Annotated in this window: 26 protein-coding genes; 12 read left to right on the forward strand and 14 right to left on the reverse strand. The window is 74.0% G+C overall.

The genetic code is table 11. From position 1 onward, the window contains the following. Positions 1 to 47 precede the first annotated feature (47 nt). Positions 48 to 677, forward strand: a complete 630-nt coding sequence (locus tag O7618_RS10655) for a class I SAM-dependent methyltransferase (protein WP_278105876.1) — start codon at positions 48 to 50, stop codon at positions 675 to 677. Positions 678 to 815: 138 nt separating this feature from the next. On the opposite strand, the gene O7618_RS10660 is transcribed toward O7618_RS10655, so the two are convergent. Together O7618_RS10660 and O7618_RS10665 are read right to left on the reverse strand one after the other, a co-directional pair. Continuing rightward, on the reverse strand, positions 816 to 1,325 hold the full coding sequence (locus O7618_RS10660) for a pyridoxamine 5'-phosphate oxidase family protein (RefSeq protein ID WP_278105877.1): 510 nt from the start codon (positions 1,323 to 1,325) through the stop codon (positions 816 to 818). A 443-nt stretch (positions 1,326 to 1,768) separates the two neighbouring features. Then, entirely contained in the window at positions 1,769 to 2,767 is a 999-nt protein-coding gene (locus O7618_RS10665; protein WP_278105878.1) for a LacI family DNA-binding transcriptional regulator, read from the reverse strand. 379 nt (positions 2,768 to 3,146) lie between these two features. Between O7618_RS10665 and O7618_RS10670 the strand changes: the two genes are divergently transcribed. The 5 genes from O7618_RS10670 (at position 3,147) to O7618_RS10690 (ending at position 7,884) form a co-directional block, all read left to right on the forward strand. Continuing rightward, a complete protein-coding gene (locus tag O7618_RS10670; protein WP_278105879.1) occupies positions 3,147 to 4,298 on the forward strand; it encodes a Gfo/Idh/MocA family oxidoreductase in 1,152 nt (383 codons plus the stop codon). Continuing rightward, on the forward strand, positions 4,295 to 5,458 hold the full coding sequence (locus tag O7618_RS10675) for a dihydrodipicolinate synthase family protein (protein ID WP_278105880.1): 1,164 nt from the start codon (positions 4,295 to 4,297) through the stop codon (positions 5,456 to 5,458). The genes O7618_RS10670 and O7618_RS10675 overlap by 4 nt, the downstream gene beginning before the upstream one ends. Continuing rightward, complete coding sequence (locus O7618_RS10680) at positions 5,455 to 6,294, forward strand: sugar phosphate isomerase/epimerase family protein (RefSeq protein ID WP_278105881.1); 840 nt, start codon at positions 5,455 to 5,457, stop codon at positions 6,292 to 6,294. The genes O7618_RS10675 and O7618_RS10680 overlap by 4 nt, the downstream gene beginning before the upstream one ends. A 182-nt stretch (positions 6,295 to 6,476) precedes the next feature. After that, positions 6,477 to 7,643, forward strand: a complete 1,167-nt coding sequence (locus O7618_RS10685) for an SGNH/GDSL hydrolase family protein (RefSeq protein ID WP_278105882.1) — start codon at positions 6,477 to 6,479, stop codon at positions 7,641 to 7,643. 37 nt (positions 7,644 to 7,680) lie between these two features. After that, entirely contained in the window at positions 7,681 to 7,884 is a 204-nt protein-coding gene (locus tag O7618_RS10690) for a GNAT family protein (protein ID WP_278105883.1), read from the forward strand. A gap of 39 nt (positions 7,885 to 7,923) precedes the next feature. Here the strand turns inward: O7618_RS10690 and O7618_RS10695 are convergent, their stop codons facing one another. From O7618_RS10695 to O7618_RS10705, 3 genes are all read right to left on the reverse strand, one after another. After that, on the reverse strand, positions 7,924 to 8,193 hold the full coding sequence (locus O7618_RS10695) for a GlsB/YeaQ/YmgE family stress response membrane protein (protein WP_278105884.1): 270 nt from the start codon (positions 8,191 to 8,193) through the stop codon (positions 7,924 to 7,926). Next, the gene (locus O7618_RS10700) at positions 8,151 to 8,714 is read right to left on the reverse strand and encodes a hypothetical protein (RefSeq protein ID WP_278105885.1); all 564 of its coding nucleotides are present in this window, start codon (positions 8,712 to 8,714) and stop codon (positions 8,151 to 8,153) included. Before O7618_RS10700 ends, O7618_RS10695 begins: the two co-directional genes overlap by 43 nt. 79 nt (positions 8,715 to 8,793) lie before the next feature. Further along, positions 8,794 to 9,126 (reverse strand): YciI family protein, encoded by a 333-nt coding sequence (locus O7618_RS10705; protein ID WP_278105886.1) that lies wholly within the window; start codon positions 9,124 to 9,126, stop codon positions 8,794 to 8,796. A 367-nt stretch (positions 9,127 to 9,493) separates the two neighbouring features. Here O7618_RS10705 and O7618_RS10710 point away from each other — a divergent pair, with 367 nt between their 5' ends. Further along, on the forward strand, positions 9,494 to 10,534 hold the full coding sequence (locus O7618_RS10710) for a cellulose binding domain-containing protein (RefSeq protein ID WP_278109964.1): 1,041 nt from the start codon (positions 9,494 to 9,496) through the stop codon (positions 10,532 to 10,534). Between the two features lie 390 nt (positions 10,535 to 10,924). On the opposite strand, the gene O7618_RS10715 is transcribed toward O7618_RS10710, so the two are convergent. From O7618_RS10715 to O7618_RS10725, 3 genes are all read right to left on the reverse strand, one after another. Further along, positions 10,925 to 12,778 carry a beta-propeller domain-containing protein gene (locus tag O7618_RS10715; protein ID WP_278105887.1) on the reverse strand — a complete coding sequence of 618 codons (1,854 nt, stop codon included), beginning with the start codon at positions 12,776 to 12,778 and terminating at the stop codon, positions 10,925 to 10,927. 152 nt (positions 12,779 to 12,930) lie between these two features. Further along, positions 12,931 to 13,227: a MoaD/ThiS family protein gene (locus tag O7618_RS10720; protein ID WP_278105888.1), complete on the reverse strand. Its 297-nt coding sequence runs from the start codon at positions 13,225 to 13,227 to the stop codon at positions 12,931 to 12,933. Continuing rightward, a complete protein-coding gene (locus O7618_RS10725) occupies positions 13,224 to 14,339 on the reverse strand; it encodes an exo-alpha-sialidase (RefSeq protein ID WP_278105889.1) in 1,116 nt (371 codons plus the stop codon). Before O7618_RS10725 ends, O7618_RS10720 begins: the two co-directional genes overlap by 4 nt. A gap of 164 nt (positions 14,340 to 14,503) precedes the next feature. Here O7618_RS10725 and O7618_RS10730 point away from each other — a divergent pair, with 164 nt between their 5' ends. Then, entirely contained in the window at positions 14,504 to 14,923 is a 420-nt protein-coding gene (locus tag O7618_RS10730; protein ID WP_269692026.1) for an MmcQ/YjbR family DNA-binding protein, read from the forward strand. Between the two features lie 143 nt (positions 14,924 to 15,066). Continuing rightward, positions 15,067 to 16,755, forward strand: a complete 1,689-nt coding sequence (locus O7618_RS10735; protein WP_278105890.1) for a serine/threonine protein kinase — start codon at positions 15,067 to 15,069, stop codon at positions 16,753 to 16,755. Between the two features lies 1 nt (position 16,756). On the opposite strand, the gene O7618_RS10740 is transcribed toward O7618_RS10735, so the two are convergent. After that, the gene (locus tag O7618_RS10740; protein WP_278105891.1) at positions 16,757 to 17,395 is read right to left on the reverse strand and encodes a GNAT family N-acetyltransferase; all 639 of its coding nucleotides are present in this window, start codon (positions 17,393 to 17,395) and stop codon (positions 16,757 to 16,759) included. 29 nt (positions 17,396 to 17,424) lie between these two features. After that, on the reverse strand, positions 17,425 to 18,000 hold the full coding sequence (locus O7618_RS10745) for a TetR/AcrR family transcriptional regulator (protein WP_278105892.1): 576 nt from the start codon (positions 17,998 to 18,000) through the stop codon (positions 17,425 to 17,427). Positions 18,001 to 18,148: 148 nt separating this feature from the next. Here O7618_RS10745 and O7618_RS10750 point away from each other — a divergent pair, with 148 nt between their 5' ends. Both O7618_RS10750 and O7618_RS10755 read left to right on the forward strand, forming a co-directional pair. Continuing rightward, on the forward strand, positions 18,149 to 19,168 hold the full coding sequence (locus O7618_RS10750; RefSeq protein ID WP_278105893.1) for an aldo/keto reductase: 1,020 nt from the start codon (positions 18,149 to 18,151) through the stop codon (positions 19,166 to 19,168). A gap of 26 nt (positions 19,169 to 19,194) precedes the next feature. Continuing rightward, positions 19,195 to 19,614, forward strand: a complete 420-nt coding sequence (locus O7618_RS10755; RefSeq protein WP_278105894.1) for an ASCH domain-containing protein — start codon at positions 19,195 to 19,197, stop codon at positions 19,612 to 19,614. Between the two features lie 30 nt (positions 19,615 to 19,644). Here O7618_RS10755 and O7618_RS10760 read toward each other — a convergent pair whose 3' ends face one another. From O7618_RS10760 to O7618_RS10775, 4 genes are all read right to left on the reverse strand, one after another. Continuing rightward, positions 19,645 to 20,586, reverse strand: a complete 942-nt coding sequence (locus O7618_RS10760; protein ID WP_278105895.1) for an inositol-3-phosphate synthase — start codon at positions 20,584 to 20,586, stop codon at positions 19,645 to 19,647. 111 nt (positions 20,587 to 20,697) lie between these two features. Next, positions 20,698 to 21,825: a CoA transferase gene (locus O7618_RS10765; protein WP_278105896.1), complete on the reverse strand. Its 1,128-nt coding sequence runs from the start codon at positions 21,823 to 21,825 to the stop codon at positions 20,698 to 20,700. Between the two features lie 94 nt (positions 21,826 to 21,919). Continuing rightward, complete coding sequence (locus O7618_RS10770) at positions 21,920 to 22,291, reverse strand: VOC family protein (protein WP_278105897.1); 372 nt, start codon at positions 22,289 to 22,291, stop codon at positions 21,920 to 21,922. 18 nt (positions 22,292 to 22,309) lie between these two features. Continuing rightward, positions 22,310 to 22,612: a DUF5988 family protein gene (locus O7618_RS10775; RefSeq protein WP_278105898.1), complete on the reverse strand. Its 303-nt coding sequence runs from the start codon at positions 22,610 to 22,612 to the stop codon at positions 22,310 to 22,312. Between the two features lie 349 nt (positions 22,613 to 22,961). Here O7618_RS10775 and O7618_RS10780 point away from each other — a divergent pair, with 349 nt between their 5' ends. Next, on the forward strand, positions 22,962 to 24,362 hold the full coding sequence (locus tag O7618_RS10780; RefSeq protein WP_278105899.1) for an acyl-CoA synthetase: 1,401 nt from the start codon (positions 22,962 to 22,964) through the stop codon (positions 24,360 to 24,362). Positions 24,363 to 24,365 lie beyond the last annotated feature (3 nt).

Genomic DNA, 24,365 nt, shown 5'->3' on the forward strand with positions numbered 1-24,365 from the left:
CGTGGCAGGCTCGGGTGGTGGTCGCGCACCGACCGAGGGGGTACGCGATGACCGACGAGCCGGATGTCGTCCACTACGACCGCCTCTACCGCGACACCAGCGACACCGGGCGTCCGCCGTGGGAGATCGGCGGCCCGCAGCCGGCGCTCGCCGCGGTGCTCGACACGGGGGTACGCGGCCCGCGCGTGCTCGACGTCGGCTGCGGCACCGGTGAGCTGGCCCTGGCGCTGGCCCGCCTCGGCCACGACGTCACCGGCGTCGACCTGTCGCCGGTGGCGATCGCGCTGGCCAAGGCCAAGGCCGCCGCGGCAGGGTTGCCGGTGCGCTTCGAGGTGCAGGACGCCACCCGCCTGCCGGTTCCGGAGATGCCCTACGACTCGGTGTTCGACTCCGGACTGCTGCACACGCTGGACCGGCGCGGGGCCGCGGTCGGCGACTACCTGGCGCTGCTGCCGCGCCTGACCGCGCCCGGCGGGACCGTGTTCGTGCTGGTGGTGTCACCGGAGGCGGGCGGCGGCTGGGGCCTGGACGCCGACGCGCTGCGGTCGGCGTTCCCCGAGCAGACCTGGACGCACACCACTGTCGAGCCGATCAGGGTGCTGGCCACGGTCGAGGGCGCAGAGCTGCGTCTGCCCGGCAATCTGCTCCGCACGACGCACTCCCCCACCCGCCCCTAGCGGGCGAAGTCCGAAGATCGACTCCATCTCGGCGAGGATGCTGCGTCGGGCCGGCGCCGAACCCGCCACTCCGGCGAGAGGGAGTGGATCTTCGCCCATGATCGGGCACGGGTGGCCAGGTCGTGAATGCGGGCGGCGTCAGCGACGCCAGATCTGGCGCGGCGCGTAGCCGTCGCGGCGCAGCCAGTGTTCGGTGTAGACGACGCGCTCCGCCTCGACGAGCACGAGCGTCTCCTGGGGCGGCTCGGTCAGCGGCCGGCCCCGCTCGGCGTGCTCGTTCTGCCAGCGGAACGCCGACCAGTGGTGCGCGTGGTCCGGGTGGTCGGGGGCGAGCACCCGCGCGGCGCCGAACACCTGGGCGCCGCGGCTGCTGGCCAACCCGACCAGCGGCGCGAACACGCCGACGGACACCCGCGGGTCGGTGGCGATGTTGCGCATCTTCGGTGAGCGCGGCGCGGCCGTGAACATCAGCGTGAAGTCCAGCGGGTAGTAGCGCACCGGGGTGGCCAGTGGCCCGTCCGGCCCGGCGGTCGCGAGGACACACATGTTCTGCGAGGACAGCAGGTTGAGGATGCGTTCCTCGAGGCGTTCCCGGTCCAGCTTCCTCGTCGGCGTCGGCTCGGCCAGCCACGGATTCGTCAGCGGCACGCCGCGTCCTCGATCATGGCGGCACCCTACCGGGCCGGGTCAGGCTCGGGCGAGCACGTCCACGGCCGGCTCACGCACCACCGACTCGTCCACGTCCACGCCGACACCGGGGCCGGTGGGCACGGTCGCGAGCCCGTCGTGGATCCGCACCGTCTCGCCGGTGGCGTGGGACGAGGTGAGGAACTGCCGGCCGGGAGGTCGACCGGGGTGTCGATGCCGTGGGCGGCGAACAGGTGCAGCGAGGCGGCCGACCCGAGGTCGGAGTCGGTGAGCCCGGAGCCCATAAGCCGCACCCCGGCGTGCGGCCGGCGCAGCCCGGCGACGTCGTTGGCCGGCAGCGGCTGCTCGAACGCGGTGACGTCGAGGCCGGCCAGGCGGGGGGCCATCCGCAGCGCGACAGCGGACGTCTCGACGCGGTCGACGGTGAGGCCGGCGAGCGTGCTTCACGAGCCCACCTTGGCGGTGCTGGCGCGGACGACGACCTCGCCGGTCAGGCGCACGATCCGCCGTCGGCTGCCGGTGTTCTCGGTGAGCGCCAACTCCATCACCTTCTCGCCGATCTCGCGCAGCGGCAGCGCCACGGTGGTCAGCGGCGGGGTGAGGTCGCGGACGATCGGGATGTCGTCGAAGCCGGCGACCGAGACGTCGCCGGGCACGCAGAGCCCGCGGTCGCGCAGCGCCGCGTACGCGCCGATGGCCATCACGTCGGTCAGCGCGAACACGCAGGTGGCGTCGAGGCCCCGGTCGAGCAGCTCGGTCATCGCCTGGTAGCCGCCGTCGCGGGTGAACGGCCCCTCGACGACGGCTGCCGGGTCGAGCGGGACACCGGCGGCGGTCAGTTCGTCGCGGAAGCCGGCGAGGCGGTCGGCGACGGTGGTGAGCGCGCGGGGGCCGGCGAGCACCGCGAAGCGGCGGTGGCCGAGTTCCAGCAGCGCGCGGGCCATTGCGGCGGCGCCGGCGCGGTTCTCCGGGAGCACGCTGTCGACCTTGAGGCTGCGGTGCCGGCTGACCACGGCGACCCGACCGCCGCCGTCGAGGTAGGGCTTCAGCTCGGCCTCCATGGCCCGCTCCCAGCGGGCGTCCTCGAAGCCGGAGCCGACCAGCAGGATGGCCGGGGCGCGTTCGGCGCGCAGCATCGACACGTACGCGATCTCGCGTTCCGGGTCGCGGAACGTGCTGGCGAGCATGACCAGCAGGTCGTTGGCGCCGGCGACGCGCATGACGCCGTCGGCGATGGCCGCGAAGTAGGGGTCGGTGACGTCGTGGCAGATGACGCCGACGGTGCGGTGCGAGGCGCCGGCCAGCGCGCGGGCGTGCGCGTTCGGGGTGTAGGCGAGTTGGGCGGCGGCGGCGAGGACACGGTCGCGCAGGTGCGGGGTGACCCGCATGCCGTTGAGCGCGCGGGAGGCCGTGGCCAGCGAGACGTCGGCGGCTCTGGCCACGTCTTCCAGGGTCACGTGCGTCCGTGGCTGCATCGGTTTCCCCCTGCGGGACGTCTTGACCGGCTTGTTTCTGCGTGGTTACCGTAGCATCCTGAAAGCGCTTACTGAAAGCGCATTCAGGGCCGAGTCCCCGACCCCACCGGGGTCGGGGGCCTGCGGATGACGGAGGGTCATGGCCGCGCAGAGCGCCATCGAGCAGCCCGGACGGACCAGCCCGCCCGGACTGGCGGCCCGCCGCGGTCCTCGCGGCCATCCTCGTGCTCTGGTGGGCGAAGGTGCTCACCGACCAGACCCCCGTCTTCGCCCGCGCCACGGGACGCATCCGCGACCTGCTGGGCGCGACGACGTCCGCCGACTGAGCACTGGGAAGGACACACACGTGGACCGCACGTCTATCGGGATCATCCTCAACGGCGTGACCGGACGGATGGGCTACCGGCAACATCTCGTCCGGTCCCTGCTCGCGATCCGCGAGCAGGGCGGACTGCCCGCCCGCGACGGCAGCCGCATCTGGCCGGAGCTGACCCTGGTGGGCCGCAACGAGGCCCGACTCGCCGAGATCGCCGCCCGGCACGGGCTGACCTCGTACACCACCGACCTGGAGGCGGCGCTCGCCGACGACGCCCACCAGATCTACTTCGACGCGCAGGTGACCGCCGCGCGGGAGAAGGCGATCCGGTCGGCGATCGAGGCCGGCCGGCACGTCTACACCGAGAAGCCGCTCGCCGCGAGCCTGGCCGGGTCGCTGGAGCTGGCCCGGCTCGCCGCCGCCCGGGGCGTCAAGAACGGCGTGGTGCAGGACAAGCTGTTCCTGCCCGGCCTGCGAAAGCTCAAGCGGCTGGTCGACGGCGGCTTCTTCGGCCGGATCCTGTCGGTGCGCGGCGAGTTCGGCTACTGGGTGTTCGAGGGCGACTGGCAGGACGCGCAGCGGCCGAGCTGGAACTACCGCGCCGAGGACGGCGGCGGCATCACCGTCGACATGTTCCCGCACTGGCACTACGTGCTGGAGCAGATCTTCGGCCGGGTCACCGCCGTCACCGCGGTCACCGCCACGCACATCCCCGAGCGCGTCGACGAGAACGGCGTCGCCTACCAGGCGACCGCCGACGACGCCGTGTACGGCATCTTCGAGCTGACCGGCGGCGTCATCGCCCAGATCAACTCCTCCTGGGCGGTCCGCGTCCACCGGGACGAGCTGGTCGAGTTCCAGGTCGACGGCGTTCACGGCAGCGCGGTCGCCGGGTTGCGCGACTGCCGCATCCAGCACCGCGGCACCACCCCGCTGCCGGTGTGGAACCCCGACCTGCCGGTCACCGAGCCGTTCCGGGCGCAGTGGCAGAGCGTGCCGGACAACGCCGACTACGACAACGGGTTCAAGGCGCAGTGGGAGGCGTTCCTGCGGCACGTCGTCGACGACGAGCCGTTCCCGTGGGACTTCCTGGCCGGCGTGCGCGGCGTGCAGCTCGCCGAGGCCGGCCTGCGGTCCGCCCGCGAGGGCCGGCGGGTCGAGATCGAGGAGATCGACAGGTGAGCGTACGGATCATCCTGCCCACCGCCGGCGGCGGTGCGGAGACGCTGAGCCTGCGCGAGCCGGCCGGCTGGCAGCGGCCGGACGCGCCGCCGACCAGCCGGATCGCGTACGCGGCGGCGCACGTGGTCGCCGACCCGTACGCCGACAACGCGCCGGACGCCCCGGCGCGGCTGGACTGGGACGCCACGCTCGCGGTGCGGCGTGACCTCTGGTCCTGGGGGCTCGGGGTGGCCGAGGCGATGGACACCGCGCAGCGCGGCATGGGGCTGGACTGGGCGGCCACCCGGGAGCTGATCCGGCGCAGCGCCGCCGAGGCGGTCACCTGCGGCGGGCGCATCGTCGCCGGGGCGGCAACCGACCAGCTCACCGGCGTGCCCGACTCACTCGACGACGTCGTGGCCGCGTACGCCGAGCAGGTCGCGTTCGTGCAGGAGTGCGGCGCGGTCGCGGTGGTGATGGCCAGCCGGCACCTGGCCGCGCTCGCCACCGGCCCCGACGACTACCTGCGCGTCTACCGGCGGGTGCTGGGCTCGACCGGCGCGCCGGTGGTGCTGCACTGGCTCGGCGACATGTTCGACCCGGCGCTGACCGGTTACTGGGGCTCCACCGACCTGGACGACGCCACCACGACGTTCGTCGCGCTGGTGCACGCGCACGCCGACGTGATCGACGGGGTGAAGGTGTCGCTGCTCGACGCCGGCCGGGAGGTGCGGCTGCGCGAGTTGCTGCCGCCCACCGTGAAGGTCTACACCGGCGACGACTACCACTACCCCGAGCTGATCGCCGGCGACGGCGAACGGTCCAGCCACGCCCTGCTCGGCGCGTTCGCGGCGATCGCCCCGGCCGCGTCGGCGGCGCTGCAACGGCTCGACGCCGGCGACCCGGCCGGCTTCCGGGCCATCCTCGACCCGACCGTGCCGCTGTCCCGGCACGTCTTCGCCCCACCCACCCGCTACTACAAGACCGGCATCGCGTTCCTGGCCTGGCTCAACGGCCGGCAACCCGGCTTCACCATGGTCGGTGGCCTGCACGGCGGGCGCGGCGTCCCGCACCTGGTCGAGGCGTTCCGGCTGGCCGACGCAGCCGGGCTGCTGCTCGACCCGGAGCTGGCCGCCGCCCGGATGCGCGGATACCTGGCCGTGGCGGGGGTGACCGGATGACCGCCGACCCGCGGCTGGCGAAACTGTCGCTCAACCAGCGCACCACCGAGCGCTGGTCGGTCCGGGAGGCGGTCGACGGCTGCGTACGCGCCGGCATCGGCGCGATCGGGCTGTGGCGCGAACCGGTCGCCGAGATCGGCGTACCGGTCGCCGCGAAACTCGTCGCCGACGCCGGGCTGCGGGTGTCGTCGCTGTGCCGGGGCGGGTTCCTCACCGCCGACGGCGAGCGCGCACGCACCGAGGCGCTGGCCGACAACCGCCGCGCCATCGACGAGGCCGCCGGGCTGGGCACCGACTGCCTCGTGCTGGTCGTCGGCGGGCTGCCACCCGGCTCTCGCGACCTGCGCGGCGCGCGGCAGCGCGTCGCCGACGTGCTCGCCGAGCTGGCCCCGTACGCGGGCGAACGCGGGGTGCGCCTGGCGCTGGAGCCGCTGCACCCGATGTACTGCGCCGACCGGGCGGTGCTGTCCACACTCGGGCAGGCCCTCGACCTGGCCGAGGCGTTCCCGACCGAGCAGGTCGGCGTCGTGGTGGACACGTTCCACGTGTGGTGGGACCCGGACGTGTGGCGGCAGATCGCCCGGGCCGGGCCACGGATCGCCAGCTTCCAGGTCTGCGACTTCCTCACCCCGCTCCCGGCCGACGTGCTGCTCGGGCGCGGCATGATGGGCGACGGGCACATCGACTTCCCGCCGCTGCGCCGCGCCGTGCAGGCGGCCGGCTACACCGGGGACACCGAGGTGGAGATCTTCAACGCCGAGGTGTGGGCGACCGACCCGGACCAGGTTCTCGCCACCATGGCCGAGCGCTACGTCGAGCTGGTGCTGGCGGACTGATGCGGGCTCGCCGGGGCAGATCTGGCGCTCACCGGCGAGGGCCGCTTCGACGACACCTCGCTGGGCGGCAAGGTGGTGGGCGTGCCGAACCGGACCGCTGGCTGCGCGAGGCCGGCCGCACGAGTCCGGCCTGTCGGACGAAACGGGTGGCCCTCCTGATCACCGTTGGGCAGGATCGGATCATGACATCCGCGCACCCCTCGATCACCACGCCGATCACCGCCGCCCTGCTGCGCGGCGCGCTCGACCTGGAACGCACCGCCCAGGGTGTGCTGCCGCACCGGCTACCCGCCCGGGCGCGGGCCCAGAACACCGACCCGCAGGTGACGATGGCCGAGACGATGCCGTCCGGCGTGCGCCTGGTGTTCCGCACCCGCGCCACCGTCGTCGAGCTGGACGTGCTGCCCACCAAGATGGTCTACCAGGGCGCCCCGCCGCGCCCGGACGGCCGCTACGACCTGCTCGTCGACGGGCGGCTGGGCGGCCAGGCCACCGCCGACGGCGGCAGGGTGCTCACCATCGACCTCACCACCGGCACCACCACCGTCGACGCCGGTCCGGTCGCCGTGGTGCGCTTCGTCGATCTGCCCGCCGCCGACAAGGAGGTGGAGATCTGGCTGCCGCAGCGGGAGATCACCGAGCTGGTGGCGTTGCGCACCGACGCGCCGGTCGAGCCGGTCGGCGACCGGGGCCGGCGGGTGTGGCTGCACCACGGCAGCTCGATCAGTCACGGCTCCGACGCGGAGAGCCCCACCGGCACCTGGCCGGCGATCGCCGCCGGACTCGCCGGCGTGGAGCTGGTCAACCTCGGCTTCAGCGGCAGCGCGCTGCTCGACCCGTTCACCGCCCGGGCCATGCGGGACACCCCGGCGGACCTGATCAGCGTGAAGATCGGCATCAACCTGGTCAACAGCGACGCGATGCGGCTGCGCGCGTTCACCCCGGCCGTGCACGGCTTCCTCGACACGCTGCGCGACGGCCACCCGGACACCCCGCTGCTCGTCGTCTCCTCGATCCTGTGCCCCATCCAGGAGGACACGCCCGGACCGGGCGCGGCCGACTTCAGCACCGGCGCGCTGCGGTTCGTCGCCACCGGCGACCCGGCCGAACAGGCCGCCGGCAAGCTCACCCTGCGGGTCATCCGCGCCGAGCTGGCCCGGATCGTGTCGCAGCGGGCCGCCGAGGACCCGAACCTGCACTACCTGGACGGGCTGCGACTCTACGGCGAGGCGGACTTCGCCGAGCTGCCGCTGCCCGACCAACTGCACCCCGACCCGGTCGCGGACCGCCGGATCGGCGAGCGCTTCGCGGCGCTGGCGTTCGGCCCCGGCGGCCCGTTCGCCGTCTGACTCCGGCGGGCGGGGCATCGGCTGGCGGGTCCGGGCGTTGCTCTGCGACTACCTGTTCAGCCACTCTCCGGCGCAGCACATCCAGGGCGGCGCCCACGCCGAGAGCGCCGCGGAGCAGCGCTCGCTGGAGAAGGCCGGCTTCCAGCTCGAGGGAGTCGTGCGGGCCGGCGAGTCCCGGGCCGGCGCCGGGCGCGACGGCTGGCTCTACAGCCGGCTGCGCGACGACCCGTCACCGCTGTGACGGGTCGTCGCGCACGGTCGGGGTGGCGTCAGTTCGGGGTCAGATGCGTCGGCGGCCGTAGGTGCCGGCGACGATGGCCACCCCGATGGCGGCGAAGACGACCTGGATCAGCAACTCGATCCAGTCGATGCCGCTGGTGTCGGCCACGTCCAGCGCGCCGGCGACGGCCGTGCCCAGCAGGGCCGCCACCACGCCGATGACCAGGGTGAGCCAGATCGGGATGTTCTGCTTGCCCGGCACGACCAGGCGGCCCAGGGCGCCGATGATCAGACCGATGATGATGCCGGAGATGATGCCGCCGACGTGCATGATGGTCGCCCTTCCACGGGGTGGTTGTCGTCGACTGGCTGATTGCCCAGGGCAACGGAAGACGAAACCGGGTCGGCCGGACGGTCGCCGGCGGGCGGTGCCGGATCGTCGGGCAGGGCGGCGAGGACGCGCCGCCGCAATAGTTCGTACTGCTGCCGGCCCCGCCGGGGAGCACCCGGGGGGCGTCGCCGCACCTCGGCGCCGACCACGACCTCCCCGGGGTGGAACTGGTCCGCCGTGAGGTCCACCTCGTCGCCGTCGGGCAGCCGGTTCCAGTAGTGGTAGCCGACCTTCGTGTCGCCGACGAAGACCTCGCCGAGGACGAGGTCGCCGCCGAGGAGGTCCTGGACGACGAGTGCGGTGACTCCGCACTGTCCACGGGCCGGGTTGCCGGGGTGCCAGTGCGGCAGGTCGTGCGGATCGCAGGTGTCCGCTGTCCAACTCGCCCGCACCACCGGCCGCAGCCGCGCCAGGTCGGTCGTCGGACGATCTTCTCGGGTGCCACTCTCTCCGGACGTCATCCGTGCAGGGTGAGCCCTGCACCGGGTCGAGGGTCAAGCCGGCACCGCCCGTCACGTCGATCGTGCGGGCACGGTCGGCTCAGGGTGTCTCGCGCAGCGGCCACACCTCGACCACGCCGTGCGCGACAGCGCACGGCGTGCCCGCCACCAGGGCGATCGCCTCCTCCATCGACGCCGCCTCGATGACGGCGAACCCGCCGATCGGAAGCCCCGAGGTCAGGAACGCGCCCTCCCGCACCTCGACGCCCGCGCCGTCGGGGTTGCGCACCTGCGCCGGTGACCCGGCCACGCCCATTTGCACGCCGGCCGCCCGCAGCCGTTCGTCGTGCGCGTGGGCGGAGTCGCGCACCGCGGGATCGGTGCGGTCGTAGCCCTCCTGGTCGCCGTACCCGATGGTGATGAACGTCGGCATGGGCCGGTCCTCTCGTCGCGTGCGCGGTCCTCGACCTGCTTACCACGCGCGCGGCCGGCGCGGCGCGCGTCAGCCGCCGCGGTCGCGTACGCGCCTGGCGATCCTGCGCAACGCGGACCGCCGACGCCATCGACCTCCTCGTCGGCGTCATCCGATCATTGATTGACAACGATATCGAAGCGTCCGTAGCGTGGAGTGAGCGAGTGCCGAGGGCAGGCTCTCGCCACCGCCGGTGTCCGGGTCCCGGCCGATCACCCCCTCACCCACCGTGTCGTGCGCCGAGGTGGTCGTGGCGACGCGGGGGGTCCACCACCCGGAGGCACCGATGATCCGAAGATTTCGACTGTTGAGCGCCGCGACGGCCGCCATGGCGGTCCTCGTCGCCGCGGCGACCCTCGCCACCGGCCCGGCCAGCGCCGAGTCCAACGGCGGCGTGCGGGTGATGCCGCTCGGCGACTCCATCACCGACGGTTTCAACGTCCCCGGCGGCTACCGGATCGAGCTGTGGCGGAGGCTGGCCGCGGACAACTACCGGATCGACTTCGTCGGCTCGCAGTTCAACGGCCCGAGCAGCCTGGGCGATCACGACCACGAGGGTCACTCCGGGTGGACCATCGCCCAGGTCGACGCCAACGTGGTCACCTGGCTGCGGGCGACGAACCCTCGCACCGTCCTGTTGCACATCGGCACCAACGACATGTACGGCGACACCAGCGGCGCGCCGTCCCGGCTGGCCACGCTGATCGACCGCATCACCACGACGTCGCCCACCACCGAGGTCTTCGTCTCGACGATCGTCCCCAAGTCCGGCGCGGACAGCCAGGTCCGCGCGTACAACGCCGCGATCCCCGGCATCGTGAAGAGCCGGGCCGACGCCGGGCGGCGGGTGCACCTGGTGGACATGTACGCGGCACTCACCCTCAGCGACCTGGCCGACGGGGTGCATCCCAACGCCGGCGGCTACAACAAGATGGCCGCGGCCTGGTACAACGCGCTGCGCTCGGTGCCCGGCAGTATCAGCGACGGCACCCCGCCGCCCACCACCACGCCACCGACGACTCCGCCGCCGACCACGCCGCCACCCACGGGCGGCGGATGCCGGGTCGCCTACACGGTCAACGCGTGGAACATCGGTCTCACCACCGCGGTCACGATCACCAACACCGGCGGCTCGGCCGTCAACGGCTGGGCCCTGGCGTTCACCCTGCCCGGCGGACAGACCATCACCGGCGGCTGGAACGCCACGTACGCGCCGACGAGCGGCGCGGTGACCGCGCGCAACGTCTCCTACAACGCGACCATCGGCGCGGGCGGCTCGATCGACATCGGCTTCCGGGCGACGCACACCGGCAACACCGGCAAGCCGGCGTCGTTCAGTCTCAACGGCGCCCCCTGCTCGATCGGCTGAGCGCGACCGGGGCGGTGGCCGTCCGGCCACCGCCCCGGCCCGGCGTGTCCCTCGGGCCGGCTCGCCGGTCACCGTGAAGGTCCGGGTACGCCCGACGTTGTCGACCGAGCCGAAGCCCACCCGACCCGAGATGAACGTGGTGTCCTTCGCGGTCATCAACGGATCCTGGTGACCGTCGACGTGGACGGCGATCTCGCCGGTGGCGGGCAGGTGCACCACCCGCACGTGGTGCCACTTCGCGTCGGTGACCGCCGGGTTGGCGCCGCGGGAACACCCGTTCGACTGGTGGTCGACGCGCTCGGGGAAGTCGTTGGGTCCACTCCGCCGGGATACCGCCACATCGCCGAACCGGCGACCCGACCCGCCCCGGCGGGTCGGTGACCGGGCGGGTCAGGTCGTCGGCACCCAGGCCAGCGTGGTCAGGCCGGTCAGAGCGGTGGCCTTCAGACCGGCGTCGGAGACCGTCCAGAGCACGTCGCCCACCACCAGCGACCGGCGGATCCGCATGCTCCACTCCGCGCCGTCGGCCAAAGACGGCGGATGCGCGATCCGGCCGGCCACGGAGAACCCGCCCGCGCCCACGCGCAACGCCAGCACCTCGGCGCCGGGCGCGCCCCGGGCGCCCTCGCCGCCGGCCCGGTCGGTGACCACCCCCGGCCGCATCACCGGGAGCACCACCAGCTGCGCCGGTGACCACCAGAGGAACGCGTGCGGGTCGAACTCCGCATCGGACCAGCCCTGCGCGACGTGGTGCTGGGCGACCCGGGTCGGTCGGGCCGGGTCGGCGACGTCGAACAAGGACACCTGCAGGCCCTGGATCCGCCCCCGGTCGGTCGCCTCCTGCCCCACCCCGAGCAGCCGACCGTCGCCGGCCGGATGCAGGTACGACGAGTAGCCGTTGACCTTCAACTCGCCGGTCAGCCGGGGCGCGGCCGGATCCCGCAGGTCCAGCGTGTAGAGCGGGTCGGTCTGCCGGAACGTCACCACGAAGCCGGTGGGGCCGAGGAACCGCACCGCGTAGATCCGCTCCCCCTTGCCCAGACCGGTGACCTTGCCGACCTCGGTGAGCCGCGCGCCGTCGGTCCGCAGCACGTGCACGCCCGAGACGGAGTCGTCGCCGCTGCCCCACCGGTCGCCGCCCGTGGTGGTGGCCACCCGCAGGTGACCGTCCCACTCCGACAGCGCGTACTGGTTGATCAGCCGGCCCGGCACCCTACCGGCGGCGACGTAGCGCGGCGTGCCCGCACCGACGTCGAACTGGTAGATCTCGGTGGAGTCGTCCGCCCGGGTCGCCGGCCGGAGCGGAAGCCGCCAGCGGTTGTCGTTGGTGAGGTAGAGCCGCGGGCCGCTGCTGTAGACGGTGTCCCCGTCGGCTGCCACGGTCACCGGGTCACCCGTGCCGAGAGCAGCCGCGCCGAGGTCGAAGCTGAGCACGGTGACCAGCGACGCGCCGGAGAACCCGGCCGGCCGGCTGAGCCGGTCGCAACCGACCCGCCCGGAGGCGATACGGCCACCCTCGCGGACCTGGTAGCGGGGCAGCCAGTCGTCGAGCGTCGCCTTGTCGATCACCGCCCGGTTGGCGGCGGTCCGCTGCGCGTCCGTGCCCTTCGCCGGCTGCGGGAACACCATCCGCGGCGCGGAACGGACCACCACCCGGGTGGTCGCGCCGACCTGCCGGGCGTCGACGAGGCGCCCGTCGACCTGGTAGTCGCCGACGATCCTCGGCGCGCCGGCCAGGTCGACCAGCACCAGCCGGGCCCGCGGGGAGCCCGGCGCCGGGCGGCGCTTCGCCGCGACCGGCGCGGTGACCCACCGGTCGGGCAGCAACACCAGCGCCCGGTCGCCGTGCAGCAGCAGGTTGGCCTCGCCACCGGCGTACCGCTGCTGTTCGGTAGTCGGGTCGAGCGCCAGCCGGCCGGTCAGCCGACGGCTCGCCGGGTCCACCACGGACAGCGTGCCGCGGGAGACCGTGACGATCCGCCGGCCGTCGGTCTTCACCAGGTCCGGCTCGTCCACCCCGGCCTCGTGCACCGTGGTGCCGGAGAAGCCCGCCGACGGCGCGCCCGCCGCGTCCTTCACCGCCCCGCCGACCGCACCGGCCCGCTCGGCCGCCGCGTACGGCAGGATCCCGGCGTCCGCGCCGAGGCCCCACGGACCCACGGCCGCCTTCGCGGCGGACCTGAGCTGCCGCAGCGCCTCGTCGCAGGAGTCGAACGCGACCAGCCGCAGACCGCCGGCCGGCACGCCCCGATCGTGGGGCGGCGGCGCGGCGGGTGCGTGCGTGGTGCAGCCGGCCAGGGTCAACACGGCGACCGCTGCCCATCCGACGGTCCGGGCTCTGCCACCAGTCATGAAGCGTCAGACGTGGCCGACGCCGCCCCGGTTCCCCCCGGCGGTCAGCCGCCGGCCATCGCGCCGAGCACGATGAGCGGCTCCTTGCCGGTGACCACCTCCTCGGGCAGCGGCGAATCCGGCGACTCGTTCGACAGGTCCAGCTCGCAGGCGTAGAAGCGGACGAACGGGCGGCGCTCGCCGCTGTGCCGGTCGCGGATCGTGCCCAGCAGCATCGGGTACGCGGTCTCCAGCGCGTCGAGCACCTCACGCTGGGTGGGCGGCCCGGCGACCTCGACGCGGACCTCGCCGCTGACGTGCGCCAGGTTCTTCAGGTGCGCTGGCAGCACGACCCGGATCACGGCAGCACCTGGACCTCGACCGACAGCACCGCCGGCAGGTCGCGCACGATCGGCGCCCAGCTGTCGCCGCCGTCCGCCGAGTGGTAGACCTGCCCGCCGGTGGTGCCGAAGTAGATCCCGCACTCCTCGTGCGTGTCGACGGCCATCGCGTCACGCAGCACGTTGACGTAGCAGTGTTCCTGCGGCAGCCCGTTGGTCAGCGGCTCCCACTGCTCGCCGCCGGTGCGGCTGCGGTAGACGCGGAGCTTGCCGTCCGGCGGATAGTGCAGCGAGTCGCTGGTGATCGGCACCACGTAGATCGTCTCCGGCTCGTGCGCGTGCACCGCGATCGGGAAACCGAAGTCGGTGGGCAGGTTGCCGCTGACCTCACGCCAGTTCGCGCCCGCGTCGTCGGTGCGCATCACGTCCCAGTGCTTCTGCATGAACAGCGTGTCGGGCCGGGACGGGTGCTGGGCCAGGCGGTGCACGCAGTGCCCGACCTCGGAATCCTGGTCGGGGATCTCCCCCGAGCGCAGCCCTTTGTTAATCGGCAGCCAGCTCGCGCCGCCGTCGTCGCTGCGGAACGCGCCCGCCGCCGAGATCGCCACGTAGATCCGGTCACGGTCCGCCGGGTCCAGGATGATCGTGTGCAGGCACATCCCGCCGGCGCCGGGCTGCCAGCTCGGGCCGGTCGGGTGCTGGCGCAACGCGGTCAGCTCGGACCACTTCTGGCCGCCGTCGGTGGAGAGGTAGAGGGCGGCGTCCTCCCCGCCGGCGTAGACCGTGTCCACGTCGTGCCGGGACGGCTCCAGGTGCCAGATCCGCTTGAACTCCCACGGCCGGGGGGTGCCGTCGTACCAGAGGTGCTCGCCGACCTCGCCGGTGTAGGCGAAGTCGTTGCCCACCGTCGTCCAGTTCTTGCCGCCGTCGTCCGAGCGCTGGATGAGCTGCCCGAACCAGCCACCGGACTGCGACGCGTAGAGCCGGTCCGGCTCGACCGGGGAGCCGGTCAGGTGGTAGACCTCCCAGCCGCCGAAGTGCGGCCCGTCGACCGTCCAGTCGGCGCGCCGGCCGTCCGACGTCAGGATGAACGCGCCCTTGCGCGTGCCGACAAGTACTCGTGTTGATGTCACGTCTCGTCCTTCCGTTCGACCGTTCACCAGGTCCGACCGTGCGCCGCGCCGAAACTCATCGCTGTCGTACTCCCCGGGTACGACAATCGACGTCCGCGCCGGTGGCGGCAAGGCCGCCGCGCCGGCCGGCGGAGGTTGTCGGTGGGGGCGGTTAACCTGCGCGCATGACCGGGCCCGGAGACGTCCCACAGCCCTACCTCGACCGGCTGCGACCGGTCTGCCTCGGCCTGCCCGAGACCTACGAGGAGCCGGCCTGGGTGGGCACCCGCTGGCGGATCCGAAAGCGCACGTTCGCCCACGTGTGCACCGTCGACCCCGACCACCAGGCGGCCTACGCGCGCGCCGCGGGGACCGACGAGCCGATCTGCGTGCTGACGTTCCGCTCCCCCGGCGACGAGATCGCCGGGCTGGTCGCCGCCGGCCCGCCGTTCTTCAAGCCGGACTGGGGCCCCGACGTGGTCGGCCTGGCGCTCGACGACGAGACCGACTGGGCCGAGGTCGCCGAGCTGCTGACCGAGAGCTACTGCGTGCTCGCCCCCAAGAAGCTGGTCACGCTGGTCGCGCGCCCGCATCCCCCGGGCTGACCCACCCGCCGGGGGGATGCGGCGCGCCTCCGTTTCCCGCTACCGTGTGCGGGGTAGCACTGCCCGCAACCCGGGCCGGTCGCCGCGGTGGTCCCGGGGGCAGGGACCGATGCGGCCACGAGACCGTCCGGGGGGGGGTGAGCGTGCGGGTTCTGGCGGGGCGTTACCGGCTGGTCGATCAGATCGGTCGGGGCGGAACGGCGACCGTGTGGCGCGCCGTCGACGAACTGCTCGGCCGGACCGTCGCGGTGAAGCTGCTCGACTCCGACGCCGCCGACGACCGCTGGTGGCGGGCCGCGGTGCGGGAAGAGGCACGGGCGGCCGCTCGGCTGAACCATCCGAACGTGGCCATGGTCTACGACTACGGCGAGGCCCGAGTCGCCGGGTTGCGCCGGCTGCCGTACCTGGTGCTGGAGTACGTCGAGGGCGAGACGCTCGCCGACGCGCTGCGCCGCGACGGGGCGCTGGACTGGTCGCAGGCGGTCCGAATCTGCGCGGAGATCGCGGCCGGGGTCGCCGCCGTGCACGCCGCCGGGCTGGTGCACCGCGACCTCAAGCCGGGCAACGTGCTACTCCCGCCCGCCGGGCCGAAGCTGGTGGATCTCGGTATCGCGCTCGCGGTCGGCGCCGACACCGTCAACGGCCGGGGCGAGATCCGCGGGACGCCCCGCTACATGGCGCCGGAGCAACTGCTCGGCGGGGTCGCGGTGCCGGCCAGCGACGTCTACGCCCTCGGCCTACTGCTCACCGAGTGCCTGACCGGACGCCCGCCGGTGCGCCCCGACCAGCCCGAGCGCCAGGACCACCTGGCCGTGCTCCCGGTCGACGGCGTGCCGGAGGCGGTCGACGAGTTGCGTCGCGCCTGCCTGGCGCCCGAGGTCGAGGACCGGCCGACGGCCGAGGAGGTGGCCCACCGGCTCGGCGGGACCGTCGCGATCCCGCCGGCGCGGATGCGGCCCGCCGTCGCCGGCCCCCCGGCTTTCCCGCCGACGGTGGTCACCGGGTCCGCGCGCGCACGACGTCGCCGGGCGCTGCTGGTGGGCGGCCTGCCGGTCGTGCTGGCGGGCGCGGTGCTCGCCGCCCAACTGCCCGGGCTCTCCTCGACCGGCGACGCCGCCGAGGGAGCGACGGAGCCGCCGTCCGCCGCGCCGTTCGGTTGCGCCGTCGCCTGGTCCGCCGACCGGGCGACGGACGGCACGTTCGGCGCCGACGTCAGCGTCGAAGTCACCGGGCCGCGACCGGCCGGCGAGCCGGTGTTGTCCTTCCGACTCCCGCCCGGTCAACAGCTCACCGCGCCGCTCGACCGTTGGCAGTCGGGCCGCCAGGTGCGTCTGCCGGTGGCGGTGGACCCGGCCGGCACGACGCGGCTTCCGCTGCGGGGCACCTGGAGCGATCGCGGCGGGACCGTCGCCGACTCGTTCGCGATCGGCGGCGTGCCGTGCCGGCGATCCACCGTCGTCACCATCGGAGACTCCCGCTCCGCGACCGGCCCGGACCGACCCTGGGCGCCCCCGCCCACCGAGCCGGTACGGGACGAGGGACCGCCGGCCGGCGGCGCGCCGGGACGCGACTCCGACCCACCCACGGCCGGTCCCCGGCCGTCCGGCTCGCCGAGCGGCGCCGACCCGTCGCGGTCGGCCACGCCGTCGCCGTCCAGCAGCCCGTCGAAGTCCGCCGAACCGTCGGAGTCGGCGACACCGCCCCGGCCGACCGCGGACCCGACCGAAACGACCGACCCCGATCCGCCGACGACGTCACCGACCGCGCCCGACGGTGAGGCGGCGGAGTCGACAGCCGCGACGCCGGACGGCGGCGCGGGCGTCCGGGCCTGAGTCAGCCCAGCTTTTTGCGCAGCGTCTCGAACGCCAGGTCCGGGCGGCGTGGCACGCCGAAACGCTCGTCGCCGTACGGGAACGGGCTCAGCTCGCCGGTACGCACGTAGCCGCGCCGCTCGTACCAGGCGATCAGGTCGTCGCGCTGGACGATCACGGTCATCCGCAGCTCGCCGGCGTGCCAGCTCTCGCGGGCGTACCGCTCGGCCTCGGCCAGCAACTCCCGGCCCAGCCCGCCGCCCTGGTGCCGCGGGTCGACCGCGAACATGCCGAAGTAGGCGTGGTCGTCGCGCCGCTCCACCTGGCAGCAGGCGATGAGCCCACCGTCGCGCTCGGCCACCAGCACCACGCCCCCCGGGCCGGTCACCGCCGCGGCCACCATCTCCGGGTCGGTGCGCTGCCCGTCGAGCAGGTCCGCCTCGTGGGTCCAGCCGGCCCGGGCGCGGTCCCCCCGGTAGGCCGACTGGATCAGGTCGACCAGGGCGGGCACGTCGGCGGGTCGAGCGGTGCGGGTGTGCATCGTGTTCTCCACGGTCGAGGCGGCGTACCGGGCCAGCGTACGCAGGCCGCCGCCCCGGCATGGCGCGGACCCGACGGTGGCGGGACGGCCGGGACCGGCGCGGGCGGCGGTTGCCGACACCGGGCTGAGGCGCCCGCCGACCGGGATGGTCAGCCGCGCGCCCGCAGGCCGGCGAGGAGCAGGCCGACGAGCCGGCGCGCGTCGTAGCGGGGGTCGGTGTCCGCGCCGATGCAGAGGTTGCCCACGGCGCGCAGCAGTTGGTAGGCGTCCACGTCCACCCGGATCTCACCGGCGGCCCGAGCGGCGTCGAGCAGTTCGGCGCAGACCGGCACGAGGCGATCGACGAAGTAGGCGTGCAGCGCGTCGAACTGGGCGCTGTCCGCGCGGAGCGCGGCGGCCAACCCGTGCTTGGTGGCCAGCAGCTCGACGAACTGGTCGATCCACCCGGTCAACGCGGCGTACGCGGTGGTCGACGCGGCCAGGCAGCCGGCGCCGGCCTCGGCGCACGCCTCGACCTGGTGCCGATAGACGGCCACCACCAGGTCCGCCCGGTTCGGGAAGTGGCGGTAGACCGTGCCCACGCCGACGCCGGCCGCGGCGGCGATGTCGCGTACCGGGGCCTCGACGCCGGACGCGACGAACACCGCCGCGGCGGCATCGAGCAGCGCCTTCTCGTTGCGTCGGGCGTCGGCCCGCCGGCGGGCCTGCCCGGTGGTGTCGCTCACACCGTCCGTCCTCTCCCTGAGTACGTGTGGGCAAACGGAACCGTGTTCCGTATAGTTACCGGAGCAACGTTCCGTCTAGCCATGGTGCCAGCCGGGACGACCCGTCACCCACTCAGGGCCGCCCACTGCGGCCGCCGAAAGGAACACCATGCGGTACCGCACTCTCGGCCACACCGGCGTGCAGGTCAGCACGCTGGCGCTCGGCGCCATGAACTTCGGCCCGATCGGGCACATCACCCAGGACGAGGCGACCGCGCTCGTCGACACCGCCCTCGACGCCGGGATCAATCTGATCGACACCGCCGACGTGTACGGCAACGGCGTCTCCGAGGAGATGGTCGGCAAGGCCCTCGCCGGCCGCCGGGACGACGTGGTGCTGGCGACCAAGGCCGCCCTGCCCATGGGCGAGGACCGCAACCAGCGGGGCGGCTCACGGCGCTGGCTGGTCACCGCGCTGGAGCAGAGCCTGCGCCGGCTCGGGGTGGACCACGTCGACCTCTACCAGATCCACCGCTGGGACCCGGCCACCAGCGACGAGGAGACCCTGTCGGCGCTGACCGACCTGCGCCGCGCCGGCAAGATCCGCTACTTCGGCACCTCCACCTATCCCGCCCACCGGCTGGTCGAGGCGCAGTGGACGGCCCGCGAACACCATCTCGGTCGGTACGTCACCGAGCAGCCCAGCTACTCGATCCTGCAACGTGGCGTCGAGTCGCACGTGCTGCCGGTGACCGAGCGCCACGGGCTCGGCGTGCTGGCCTGGAGCCCGCTGGCGTCCGGCTGGCTCTCCGGCGCGATCCGGGCCGGCCGCGAGATCGCCACCCACCGGTCGGCGTTCATGCCGCAGCGCTTCGACACCACCGTCCCGGCCAACCGGGCCCGGATGGACGCCGTGGAGCAGCTGGCTGCGGTCGCCGACTCCGCCGGGCTCACACTGATCCAGCTCGCGCTCGGCTTCGTCACCGCGCACCCGGCGGTGACCGGCGCGATCATCGGCCCTCGGACACCGGAGCACCTGTGCGCGCAGCTCGCCGCCGCGGACACCGTGCTCACCGGGGACGTGCTCGACGCGATCGACGCGATCGTCGCCCCCGGCGTCGACCTGGCGCCGGACGAGAAGAACGACACCCCGCCCGCCCTGCTCGACCCGAAACTACGTCGCCGCTGACCCGCGGCGCGGCTACGCTGCCTGCCGTGACCGTCCCCGAGCTGCCGACCTACGAGTTCGCCTTCCCCGGGCCGCTGCGCGACCAACTGGTCGCCGCCGTGCTCGACGGGACGAAGACCAGCACCACCGGCCTGCTCCAAGATCTTGAGATCGAGGGCGAGGCCATGCCGGAGGTCGGCACCCGCTTCGCGGTGATCGACTCCGCCGGCCGGCCGGTGGCCGTGATCGAGCTGGTCGAGGTCCGCGTCGCCCGGATCGGCGACGTGGACCTCGACCACGCCCGCGACGAGGGCGAGGGCTACGCGTCGATGGCCGACTGGCGTGCCGGCCACGAGAACTACTGGCACGGCGCGGACTACCGTGGCTGGCTCGGCGACCCGGCGTTCACGATCGACGACGACACGCCGGCCGTGCTGGAGCGGTTCCGGCTCGTCGAGACGCTCTGACCGAGGCGTTCGGAGCGGGCGCGATCACGTTCAGACCGCCGGACCCGGAGGCGACTTCAGCAGGGACTCCGCCTCGGGAAGGTGCCCACCTCGGCCCGCGCGCAGGGCCACCGCGGCCATCCGGACGAGGTCGATGTTCACCCCGGCCGCGCCGCTCGGGTCGTGCACCGTCAACCGCAGGTCCAGGCTGACCGCCGTCCCGCCCCCACCCTGCGCCTCGATGTTGACGTGCGCGACCTTCCGCGATCCCAGGTGCGGCAGGTAGCCCAGTGGTGCCAGGTGCACCCGGTCGGATCCCAGCGCGTTCAACTTGGACCGGTGTTTCGTGTCCGGGTGCTCGGCCAGGTTGCGGAAGTCCTCCGTGCCGCCGAGGTTGACCTGGTAGGAACTGGTCAGGGTGAGGCCGCGCTCCGCCAGCAGGCGCAGCAGCGCGTGGTGGACGACGGACGTGCCGAACTGACTGGCCAGATCGTCCCCGATCAGGGGCAGGCCGGCCTCGGTGAACCGGCCGAGCAGTGCCGGGTCCCGGGCGATCGGGTCGGACGTGGTGTTGACGAAACCCACCCCGGCCAGGAGCGCCGCCTCGGCGTAGGCGCGTGCGGTGTCCGGCCGGCCGCTCGGCGCGGAGTAGAGCAGGACCTCGGCGCCGGTCAGCGCGTCGGCCACCCGGTGGACCTCCGTCGAGTCGACGAGGCCACGCTGGACGAGCACACCGGACGGTGCCAGGTCCGCGCCCAGGCGGGGGAAGTTGTTGGGTGGCAGGAAGATCGCCTCGTGCAGGTCCCGGCCCACGCGGACCGGCGAGGTGGCGAACGCCGCGACGACCTCGACCGCGTCCACGCCCAGCCCGGCGACCTCGGAATGGCGGACGCCGGTCAGGCTCCCCGTCCGCCGGTGCAGGTCGATGCCCTGCACCAGCGCCGAGGTATTGTTCCCGACGCCCACGACGGCGACCTTCACGCTCTCGATCATGCCGGGCAGGCTACCCGCGGGCCGCCGCAGATTCCGCCCCTGCGCCCGCCGCGGCCGGGTGGGCACGACATCGAGTGGACTTGAGGCGAGCCCGGTGGACCGCGTCGTGTCTCACTCCCCCGCGAGCCAGGCGCGCAACTCGGTGCCGTGCTCGTCCAGGTCCGGCGGGGGCAGGTCGTAGCGGGGCGGGCTGGCCGACAGGCCGATCGGATGTCGGACGCCCGGCACCCCGCCGACCGTCACCACCGGGTCGAGCCCGAGCCGCTGCGCCAGCGCCACCCCCTCGGCGACCGAGTTGATCGGGCTGCACGGCACGCCCGCCGCGCGCAGCTCGCGGAACCAGTCGGCGCTGCCGCGCCGGGCCAGCGCCGCGACCAGCAGCGGCCGTAGGGCGTCGCGGTGCGCGGTGCGGTCGGCGTTGTGCCGGAAGCGGAGGTCGTCCGCCAGCTCCGGCACACCCAGGACCAGGCAGAGGGTACGGAACTGGGCGTCGTTGCCGGCGATCACCACCAGCTCGCCGTCGGCGGTGGGCAGCGGCTCGTACGGCGTGATGCTCGGGTGGGCGTTGCCGCTGCGGTGCGGCGCCACTCCCCCGGCGACGTACGCGGCGGCGTGGTTGACCAGCCCGGACAGGGCCGACGAGAGCAGGTCCACGGTGACGTGCTGCCCCCGGCCGGTCCGGCCCCGGTCGTGCAGCGCGGCCAGGACGCCGATCGCGGTGTGCAGCCCGGCGATGACGTCGAAGACGGCCACACCGGCCTTGTACGGCGGGCCGTCGGCGTCCCCGGTGAGGCTCATCAGGCCGGCGGCGGCCTGCACCATCAGGTCGTAGCCGGGCAGGTCGGCGCCGGCGGCGGCGCCGAAGCCGCTGATCGACGCGTACACCAGGGCCGGATTGCGGGCGGTGAGCGTGTCGTGGTCGAGCGCGTAGCGGCGCAGCGCACCGGGGCGGAAGTTCTGAATCAGCACGTCGGCCCGGTCGGCGAGCCGGTGGGCCAGCACCAGGTCGTCGGCGTCGGCGAGGTCCAGCACCACCGACCACTTGTTGCGGTTGACCGCGAGATAGTAGGTGGACACGCCGTCGCGGACGGGCGGCCGCCAGTCGCGGGTGTCGTCGCCGCCGGGCGCCTCCACCTTGACGACGTCCGCGCCGAGGTCGGCCAGGAGCATGGTGGCGTAGGGCCCCGCGAGGATCCTGGAGAAGTCGGCGATGAGCATCCCGCGCAGCGGTCCCGACATGTGTTCGTGTTCCTCTCGCCGGTCGCGTCGCCGCACCGGCCAGGACGGCCCCGCCGCCGTCGCCGGCGGCGGGGCGTCCGTCGATGACGGCGGACTAGGTCGTGTTAGCCCCGGGCACCGCCCAGCGCAGGCCGGCCGGGTCCCGCAGCACCACGCCCACCGGTGGGCCGCCGTTCGTCGCCTCCAGCGTCGCGCCGGCGGCCAGCGCGCGCTGCACGAGCAGGTGCGGGTCGGGCGGCGTGAGCGACCTCGGGACGTCCCCGCCCTTCTCGGCCGGGCGGTCGGACCACTCGCTCACCGTCAGCCGGTGCCCGCCGACGAGCAGTTCGGCGTGCACGACCCGCCCGTCCAGCAGGCATTCCCGCTGCACCGGCTCGGCCTCGAAGACCTCCGCGTAGAACGCGGTCACCGTGGCCACGTCGGTCACCGCCAGGTGCGCATCGTCGCGCAGTTCCCCGACCCCCATCGCGCTACCGCCTCTCCCTCACTCCGCGATCCGGGTACGACCGGTCCAGCGGAACACCGCCGGCACGCCGTCGAGGGCGACCGCCGGGTCCCGCTCGAAGTGCTCATAACCCCCGTAGTACCGAACCTTGATCTTCGATTCGACCGTGGACACCCGCTGGTTGCGCAGCTCGGCCGGCAGCATTGCCGGCCCGCCCTCCAGCACCGCCTCGACGACGCCCGCGGCGTCGGCACCCACCTGGGCCGTCCAGTCGCTCCGGTCGTCGCCGTCGACGAGGGAGCCGGCCCGGACGGCCGGAGCGGGATTGATAGAAGCTGTCATGACACGACCTCCGTCGCTCGTCGTTCAGCCTCGCCATGCGCGCGCAATTGCCGAACGCATTTGTCGAGCGGATCACCGCCGCATTCCGCCGAAACGGAAGGAATGGCCCTGCACCGGTGGCCGGCGGCGATCTCCTGTGCAATTCGAACGTAATCGGGGTCACAATTCCGAAGAACCCTTAGACACCCCCTAACGCGAACTGTCAGCCGAGGCCGCGCCGGACGCGCCGGCGGGAACACGTCGCCGGGCGGTAGGGGCCGGACACGCCGTAGGGGTGGCCGCCCGCTCGCCGACGCCGCTACGGTCGGGACGTCCGAGGTCGGCGCCGGTCGACCCGAGAGAGGGCGCCGTGCCGCTGCTGACCTGGCTGGACGAGTCCACGGACGAGCGTCCCGACGCGGTCCGCGTCGACGACCGGTCGCTGTCCTGGGTCGAGCTGCGCCGGGCGGCCGCCGCGGTCGCCGACGACCTGGGTGGCGTACGCCGGGTCGCGGTGTCCGCCACCGCGAGCCTGGAGACCGTGGTCGGTGTGGTCGGCGGGCTGCTGGCCGGCGCGGCGGTGGTGCCGGTGCCGCCGGACGCCGGGCCGGTGGAACGCGACCACATCCTGCGCGACTCCGGGGCCGAGCTGCTGCTCGGGCGGCACGACCCCGACGGCGCCGCCACCCCGACCACCCTGCCCGTCGACCTGGCCCGACGCTCGGACACCCGCCACCGGGAGCCGGAGCCGGCGGCCCCCGCGCTGATCCTCTACACCAGCGGCACCACGGGCGCGCCGAAGGGCGCGGTGCTGTCCCGCCGCGCGATCGCCGCCTGTTTGGACGGGCTCGCCGACGCCTGGGCCTGGACTCCCGACGACCTGCTCGCGCACGGGCTGCCGCTGTTCCACGTGCACGGGCTCGTCCTCGGGGTGCTCGGCCCGCTGCGCCTCGGCAGCCGGCTGCACCACGTCGGGCGGCCCCGCCCCGACCGGTACGCGGCCGCGGGCGGCACGCTCTACTTCGGCGTACCCACGATCTGGTCGCGGATCGCCGCGGAGCCGGCGGCGGCGCGGGAGCTGCGCGGCGCCCGGCTGCTGGTGTCCGGCAGCGCCGCGCTGCCGGAGCCGGTCTTCGCCGCGCTCGCGGACCTGACCGGCCATCGGCCGGTCGAGCGGTACGGGATGACCGAAACCCTGATCACGGTGAGCGCCCGGGCCGACGGGCCGCGGCGGCCGGGCACGGTCGGCGTGCCGCTGCCCGGCGTGCGCACCCGGGTGGTCGACGAACGTGGGAGCGCGCTGCCCGCCGACGGCGCGGCCATGGGCGAGCTCCAGGTGCGCGGCGACACGCTCTTCGACGGCTACCTCGACCGGCCGGACGCCGACGCGGCCACCCGCACGGCGGACGGCTGGTTCCGCACCGGCGACGTGGCCACCGTCGGGCCGGACGGCTGGCACCGGATCGTCGGCCGGGCCGCCACCGACCTGATCAAGAGCGGCGGCTACCGGATCGGCGCCGGCGAGGTGGAGGACGCGCTGCTGGCCCACCCGGGCGTGCGGGAGGCCGCCGTCGTCGGCACCCCGCACCCCGACCTGGGCCAGCAGATCACCGCGTACGTGGTGGGCGACGGCCTGGGCGAGGCCGAGCTGATCGACTTCGTGGCTCGGCAGTTGTCCGTGCACAAGCGACCCCGCCAGGTGCGGCTGGTCGACGCGCTGCCCCGCAACGCCATGGGCAAGGTGCAGAAGAGCCGGCTGACCGAGGCGTGACGC

Source organism: Micromonospora sp. WMMD980, from assembly GCF_029626035.1.
GTDB lineage: Bacteria > Actinomycetota > Actinomycetes > Mycobacteriales > Micromonosporaceae > Micromonospora.